Genomic DNA, 7136 nt, shown 5'->3' with positions numbered 1-7136 from the left:
CGACCGGACGGGGGTTGCCGTCGAGGTCGACCGACGGGGCGTCGGCGACGCTGCCCGCGTCGAGCGCCGGGCTGTCCTGCTTCAGATGGAAGTCGCTCCCGGGCACGACGAAGAGGTCCGTCGGCGTCGCGACGAAGGAGTGCAGGTCGTACCCCTGCCCTTGCCAGGTGGCGAGGCTGACGACGGTGTCGCCGTCGTCGAGGCTCATGCGGTCGATCACCGCGTTGTCGTCGCTGGTGAAGCCGGCGCGGCTGTCCGGTCCGATCGTGATCGCGCCGCGGAAGGAATGGAGGTTGTAGAGGATGTTGTTGACGACGCGGTTGCCCGTCGACCCGCCGTTGATGTTCACGCACCAGCGGCCGTCCGACGCGTTGACGATCGTGTTGTTCACGACCAGGTTGCCCGTCGAGCCGGTCGCGCCGTCGATCTGGTAGAGGCTGATGCCGCTCGCGTGGTTGTCGTAGAGGAGGTTGTTCCGGATGACGCCGTTCTGGGCACCGTCCATGTTGATGCCGGAGCCGCCGCCGACGCCGTTGCCGTGGATGACGTTCCGCTCGACGAGCGCGTTGGTGATGATGCCCGCCCCGCCCTGGCTGAGATCGCCGTTCATGTGGATCCCGTTGCCGTGGTTGTCGTGGACGTGGTTGCGGCGCACGATCGGCCGCGTGCAGGTGTTCGACACGTAGATGCCGTGCTCGAGCACCGAGCCGTAGGTCTCGTTGTCCTCGATCGTGAGGTCGTCGGCGAAGCCGCTGAAGATGCCCCACCGGCCGTTGTTCCCGGTGCGGCAGTTCCGCACCGTCACGAACTGCGAGACCGCGACGCGGATCCCGGCTCGGGTGCGGCCGTTCGCGACGAAGCCGTCGAGCACGACGTAGGCGGCGCCCTCGACGTTGATGCCGTCGGGCGTGGTGCCGTTGTCGGCGGTGATCTGCACGTTGGGCCCCTCGGCGTGGAAGGTGATCGGGCTCCCCGGGCTTCCCGACCGGTCGAGGTAGAAGCCCTGGTAGCTCCCATCCAGCACGTGGACGGTGTCCCCCGCGTTCACGACGCCGGCGGCGTGCCCGAGCGTCGCCCAGGCGGTCGCCATCGAGAGGCCGTCGGCACCGTCGCTGCCGCCGTTCTTCACCCAGTAGTCGGCCGCGCCGGCGGGACCGAGGGTCCCGACGAGGATGGCCGCCGCGAGCACGAGACGCATACGAGGAGTGTACGTGCGCCCCGTTCGAAGTCTCAAGCCGAAAGGGTTCATTTTGCTCTGGACTCGAGTCCAACCTCGTGTTAGACCCGAGTCCAATGGCGCCGGAGCGCGCACGGAGTCGAGACGACCAGCGGGCCCGCATCGTCGACGCGGCCCGCCGTTTGTTCGCCAGCCGCGGGTTCGACGAGGTGACCATGGCCGACGTCGCGGCCGACGCCGGCGTCGCACGCGCCACCGTCTTCAATCATTTCGGGTCGAAGCACGCCCTCGTCGAAGCGATCACCGAGGACGTCATCGCGTACTACGACGGCATGCTTCGCAACGCCCTCGCCGACACTTCCACGCCGACGCCGACGCTCGTGCGTGCCCTCTTCGACGAGATGGGCGCGGGGATCGAGGAAGACCGCCGGTTCTATCGGGGCGTGTTCCGGGAGATCGCGAAGGTGCGTCTCGGGCTCGACGAAGGGGGCGTCGGGCAGCGGGCCGGCGAAGCCGCCCTCGAGCTCCTCGTCCAGCTCCTGGCGCGCGGCCAGGAGCGCGGCGAGCTGAGCCGGACCTTTCGCGCCCAGGACCTCGCGTCCGCGTTCGACAGTCTGGTCAACGGCACCATCACCCACTGGCTCTACGGCGACGCAGCCGAGCCGCTCCGGGAGCGGATGGGACGTGCGGCGGCGGTGTTCCTCGGAGAGGTCGCGACGGGCACACCGGCGAAGCGCCGCCCGCCACCAACCCTGGCGCCGCGGAGGATGCGGCACCGTCGATGAGAGGAGGATGTCCGATGCGACCGCTCGCCTACGACCCTCTCGACCCGATCGTCCGGCAGGATCCGTATCCCTACTACGCCGCGCTCCGACGCGAAGCGCCGGTCCACCAGGTCCCGGGTCTCGGGATCTGGGCCGTGAGCCGGCACGCGGACGTCCTCGCCGTGCTCCGTGACCACGAGCGCTTCTCGTCGGCCGCGATGGCCGCCGTCGTGCGGCGGCCGGCCGCCTACGCGCCTGCCGGCAACCAGGAGGGCGCGCCCGATCCCATGGCGGCGGCGATCATCGGCGCGGACCCGCCGGCGCACACGCGCCTGCGGACCATCGTCAGCCGCGCCTTCACCCCGCGCCGGATCGCCGAGCTCGAGCCGCGCATCAGGGAGATCGCGCGAGGCCTGGTGGCGCGGTTCGCCGCGGCGGGCGAGTGCGACGTGGTCGGCGACTACGGGGTCGAGCTGCCCATCGCCGTCATCGCCGCGCTGCTGGGGATCGATCCCGATCGCCACCGCGACTTCAAGCGCTGGTCCGACGCCCTCATGCACGCCGTCTTCGACACGCCCGCCCCCGAGGAGCTCGAGGAGATCGGCCGGACCCTCGAGGAGGTGAACACCTACGTCGAGGAGGTCATCGCCGCGCGCCACGTCCGACCGGCGGACGATCTCATCGGAACGCTCGTCCGTGCGGAATCGCTCGACGGTGCGCTCAGCGCCGACGAGGTGAAGATCTTCGTCTTCACGCTGCTCGTCGCCGGGAACGTGACGACGACCCACTTGATCGCCAATGCGACCCTCGCTCTCCTCGCGCACCCCGAGGAGCTCGCCAGAGTCCAGCGCGCGCCGCAGTTGATTCCACCGATGATCGAGGAGGGGCTGCGTTACGACCCGCCGGTGCAGTTCCTGTTCCGGACGGCGACCTGCGACGTCGACCTCGCGGGCGTCACCATTCCGCAGGGAGCGATGGTGGCGCCGCTGTTTGCCTCCGCGAACCGCGACGAGCGCGTCTTCGCCGACCCGGACCGATTCGACGTCACGCGCAACCCGAAGGACCACCTCGCCTTCGGACATGGCCTGCACTTCTGCCTCGGAGCCGCGCTCGCGCGCCTCGAGGCTCGCGTGGCGTTCGAAGAGCTGCTGCCGCGCCTGGGACATCCGACCCGCGTCGACGACCAGCTCACATGGACGCCGGCGCTCACCATGCGCGGGCCGACGGCGCTCCGCCTTCGCTTCCAGCCGACGACCGATCGTCGGCCCGTCCGTGTCTGCGCGCCCGACCCCGAGTCCGTCGTCCGGCGCTTCATCGAGGCATGGTCCCGTCTCGATCCGGCCGAGCTCGCCGCGTACTTCACCGAGGACGGCACCTACCACAACGTGCCGCTCGCCCCCGTCCGCGGGCGAGCGAGCATCGAGGCGATGATCCGCGCCTTCACCTCCTCCTGGACGGAGACGCGGTGGGACATCGTCACGCTGCTGTCCTCCGGGGACGTGGTCGTAGCCGAGCGCATCGACCGCACGCGCGCCGGCGATCGCGCCGTCGACCTGCCGATCGTCGGCGTGTTCGAGCTCGAGCGCGGCCGGATCAAGGCGTGGCGCGACTATTTCAACCTGAGCACGTACACGGAAGCCATGGCGTAGCGCGCCGCTCGGCTACCTCGGCGGGAACCCCTTCGACGGACAGTGCGTGATGTCGGTCGTGTCGCAGATGGTGCGCAGCTTGAAGTCCGGCGGCCAGTAGACCGTGAGGAAGATGTGCGCGCGCTGATGGTCGAGCCCCGCGCGCCAGGCGCGCGTCTGATCGAGGGCGAGCACGGCAGCCATCCAGTCCATGTGGGCCTGGTCCGCCAGGTCGAAGAGATCGGCGATCTGATGCGCCGGCCGCGCGCGATCGACCGCGGTCGGGAACTCGGGCATCGTGAGGAGCGTCCGTTCTTCGGCATCGCGCGCCATCGCTTCGAGCTCGTGATGGAGCGCGATCGTGTTGCAGGCGGGCGGAGGCGTGCCGTTCTTCACCGACTCGCCGAAGTCGTGGTGGCACTGGTGGATCTCATGGATCTTCGCCACCTGCTCCCCGGTGAGCGGCTGGCGCGCGATCGGCCTGCCGGTCAGCATGCCGAGGGCCAAGCGCCTCCGATCGCGCCTGCAGTCGCCATCGGACGTACATGCCTTGACGCCTCCCGCGCAGACGTCGGACTCGAGACACGGAGGCGCCAGGGGCGTCACCGGGACGAGGTCCTCGTTGCCCGCCACCAGCTCGTCGTCGACGACCGAGAGGTCGAGGATGCGCATGACGTCGTCCGGAATGCCCGCGGCGGCGTTCTCGTGCGGGCGCGCGAGGAAGCAGTGCCGGAAGCTCTGCAGGACGGCGAATGGCGTACCCACGTCGTATTGCGGCCCGAACGGCCAGTCCTTGCCGTGATCGAGCGGATCGATCGATTTCCGCGCGCTGAAATCACCGAACGTCCGGGCAATGAGCGAGCGCGCCGTCTTGAGCGCGCTCCGGCACGATCTGAGGCGCGTCGCGACCAGGTAGACCGCAGGCACGGCGACCGCGAAGCGCCCCTGGATGCGCAGGAAGCGCTCCGTCTGCGTGTTGTAGTCGCCGGTGACGGGATTGTTCTTCTTGAACGCGTCGCTGTCGCCGTAGCGCACCGAGGCGTCCTCCGGCCGGGGATGGTACGGCATCACAATCTGCGCGCGGGCCTCGCCCGCGAGCGCCAGCACGAGCGCGAGCGCGATCGACTTCATGGGGACCCCCCTTCCACTGCGGGTCGCGCGGCACGATCGGTCGCCACCCGGGGAGCGCTAGTCGGCGCGAAGGGTCATGGGCGCGCAGCGCGCACCCGAGCGGTCGCCAACCCCCCAGGAAACTCCTCCTCCTCGACGCAACCCGCTGCGCCGATCCGGTGCACCTCCCGTGCCACCCGGCGCCCCGACGGCGACACGCGGTGTTACCGTCGCGCGAGCGGCAGACGCCTGCGCGATCGCGCGACGCGCCGGCGCCACGGGGTCCGATCGTGTACGCCGGGTGCACAAAGCGCCGTGCGGACCGCCGTGCCGGCGCCCCTCGACTGCATTGACAGCGGCACGGCATCCGCGTCACATCCTAGGCGGATGCCGCCGCCAGGCAGCAAGACCGAGATCGAGGCGCTGAAGGCCCTGCTGGATTCGGCGCGCGACCTGGTAGCAGACATCGCGGACGAATCGATGGAACGCGCGCTGCGCTCTCTCGCGCGCCTTCCCCCCGAGGAGCGGGGAGTGATCGCATTGGCGCTCGATCGGGCCGTCACCTCCTGGCAAGCCAACGAGGCCTTCGGGCCACTCAACCACGTCCGCTTGCGCGCGAATCCCCACGCGCAGTTCTTCGTCCGCGTCTTCGATCCCGTGCCCGAGGAGCCCTTCCAGCAGCTCGACATCGTCCCGGAGACGCTCCGGGTCATGAAGCGCCTCGCGATCCTCATTCATCCGGAGGCGCGCGCCATCTGGGAGGAAGCCGTCGCGACCGCCCTCCCGATGCTGACGACGCAGGAATGGACGGACTGCGTGCGATTCCTCGAGCTCGCGCTCGCCGCCGCGACGGCCAGGACACCCGGCTCTCAGGAGCCCGGCGTTGCGGACGCCGGCACGACGCCGTCGGCCGAAGGCGCGGAACGCGACAAGAAGGCGGGGAGCTGACCCCGTCCGGCAGACGGCCGGAGGCGCACCGTGCTAGGAGATGCCGCGATGCGCGGGTCGGTGCAGTACGTCGCGGCCGCGGACGGAACCATCCTCGCCTGCACGGAGGAGGGGCAGGGTCTCCCCTGCCTGTACCTGAGCCCGATCGCCTCGCATCTCGAGCGCGCCCGCGACGTCGATGCGCTGCGGTCGTTCTTCGACTGGACGGCCGCGCGCGCCCGACTCGTCCGGATGGACTATCGCGGCACCGGCCTCTCGCAGCGCGGCGCGGTCGATTGCTCGATGGATCGGATCGTCGAGGACATCGACCGCGTGCTCGGACATTTCGGCGTCGAGGGTGCCGCCGTTCTGAGCTTCGGGCCGAGCACACTGGCGGCCATCGCGTTCGCCCATCGCTTCCCCTCGCGTGTCGGCCGCCTCGTCCTGCACCACCCGGTCGTCACCGGAAGCGACCTCCAGGCGGGCGGCGGGATGGCTCAGCTCGGAGAGATCGCCCAGACCAACTGGGAGCTCTTCACCGTGCTGGGTCAGACGGCGGTGTTCGGAGGCAGCGACGCGCGCGCGGATCAGCAGGCCGCCGTTCTGCGCGCCGCCGCGAGCCCGGCGGAGTACTTCGCACACTGGAATGCGCACGTGGCGACGGACGTGTCGGCGCTGCTTCCGGAGATCGCCGTCCCTGCCCTCGTGATCCTGCCGGCCCAGAGCATCGCGTCCCAGCCGAACAGCGTGCGGCGCGTCGCCGCCAGGCTGCCGAACGCCCGCGTAGTGGAGATGGAGGGCAAGTACGTCGCCCGCGTCCTCGACGATCCACGCATGGTCGCCGCCATCGCGGACTTCCTCGGCCTGCCGGTCGGGTCCGCCGCCCCGGCGGCGCAGAGCACGGCGGTCATCCTGTTCGCCGACATCGTCGACTCGACCGCGCTCACCGAGCAGCTCGGCGACGACGCCTTCCGGCGCCGTGCGCGCGACCTCGACGAGCGCCTGCGCGGCCTCATCCGCGACGGCACCGGCCGATCGATCGACGGCAAGCTCGTCGGCGACGGCGTCCTCGCGGTGTTCGCGTCGGCGCGCAATGCCATCGCCGTCGCCCTGCGCTGTCGCGACGCCGCGTCGGCAGCCGGCCTGTCGCTGCACCTGGGCCTCCACGCGGGCGACGTGATCGACGAGGGCGGCAACGTCTACGGCGGAGCCGTGAACCTCGCGGCACGCGTCGCCGCCGCGGCCGCGCCGGGCGAGGTCCTCGTCACCGACACCGTGCGGGGGCTCGCTCGGACGTCGGCGGAGGTCGACTTCACCCCACGGGGCGCCCACGAGCTGAAGGGCGTGGGGGAGCCGCAGGCGCTGTTCGCGGTATCGCCGCGGTGACCCGACGCGAGCGTCGCGCCGTCAGGGCTTCGATTGCGGTTGGGGCGCCGGCTGGCTCTGCACGCGGCCGAGGTAGACGGGGCCGATACGCCCTCCAGCCTCGGTGACGGCACAGTTGCAGCGGTCGCCCTCGAAGGCGCGGTC

6 protein-coding genes are annotated in these 7136 nt (G+C 70.6%); 4 read left to right on the top strand and 2 right to left on the bottom strand.

Features of this window, described 5'->3' with window-relative positions; all coding sequences use genetic code 11:
• The coding region (locus VMS22_19815) for a right-handed parallel beta-helix repeat-containing protein (GenBank protein HXJ36287.1) at nt 1–1198 on the bottom strand (1198 nt) is incomplete at its 3' end.
• A gap of 95 nt (nt 1199–1293) precedes the next feature.
• Between VMS22_19815 and VMS22_19810 the strand changes: the two genes are divergently transcribed.
• Together VMS22_19810 and VMS22_19805 are read left to right on the top strand one after the other, a co-directional pair.
• A complete protein-coding gene (locus VMS22_19810) occupies nt 1294–1962 on the top strand; it encodes a TetR/AcrR family transcriptional regulator (GenBank protein HXJ36286.1) in 669 nt (222 codons plus the stop codon).
• Nucleotides 1963–1976: 14 nt separating this feature from the next.
• Complete coding sequence (locus tag VMS22_19805; protein ID HXJ36285.1) at nt 1977–3590, top strand: cytochrome P450; 1614 nt, start codon at nt 1977–1979, stop codon at nt 3588–3590.
• Nucleotides 3591–3602: 12 nt separating this feature from the next.
• Here the strand turns inward: VMS22_19805 and VMS22_19800 are convergent, their stop codons facing one another.
• Nucleotides 3603–4700, bottom strand: coding sequence for a hypothetical protein (locus VMS22_19800; GenBank protein ID HXJ36284.1), 1098 nt, complete (start codon nt 4698–4700; stop codon nt 3603–3605).
• A 366-nt stretch (nt 4701–5066) separates the two neighbouring features.
• Here VMS22_19800 and VMS22_19795 point away from each other — a divergent pair, with 366 nt between their 5' ends.
• Nucleotides 5067–5627 (top strand): hypothetical protein, encoded by a 561-nt coding sequence (locus VMS22_19795; protein HXJ36283.1) that lies wholly within the window; start codon nt 5067–5069, stop codon nt 5625–5627.
• A gap of 48 nt (nt 5628–5675) precedes the next feature.
• The gene (locus tag VMS22_19790) at nt 5676–6992 is read left to right on the top strand and encodes an adenylate/guanylate cyclase domain-containing protein (protein ID HXJ36282.1); all 1317 of its coding nucleotides are present in this window, start codon (nt 5676–5678) and stop codon (nt 6990–6992) included.
• Nucleotides 6993–7136: the final 144 nt, after the last annotated feature.

The sequence above is a fragment of the Candidatus Eisenbacteria bacterium genome (genome assembly GCA_035577985.1).
GTDB lineage: Bacteria > Desulfobacterota > Binatia > DP-6 > DP-6 > DATJZY01.
The sequence above is the reverse complement of the archived record's forward strand: the minus strand, read 5'-3'. Positions and strand labels throughout refer to the sequence as shown.

Excerpts from the sequence above, each read along its gene's own strand:
- VMS22_19810 (HXJ36286.1), top strand. The coding sequence starts at position 1,294 with ATGGCGCCGGAGCGCGCACGGAGTCGAGACGACCAGCGGGCCCGCATC.
- VMS22_19800 (HXJ36284.1), bottom strand. The coding sequence starts at position 4,700 with ATGAAGTCGATCGCGCTCGCGCTCGTGCTGGCGCTCGCGGGCGAGGCC.
- VMS22_19795 (HXJ36283.1), top strand. The coding sequence starts at position 5,067 with ATGCCGCCGCCAGGCAGCAAGACCGAGATCGAGGCGCTGAAGGCCCTG.
- VMS22_19790 (HXJ36282.1), top strand. The coding sequence starts at position 5,676 with ATGCGCGGGTCGGTGCAGTACGTCGCGGCCGCGGACGGAACCATCCTC.
- VMS22_19805 (HXJ36285.1), top strand. The coding sequence starts at position 1,977 with ATGCGACCGCTCGCCTACGACCCTCTCGACCCGATCGTCCGGCAGGAT.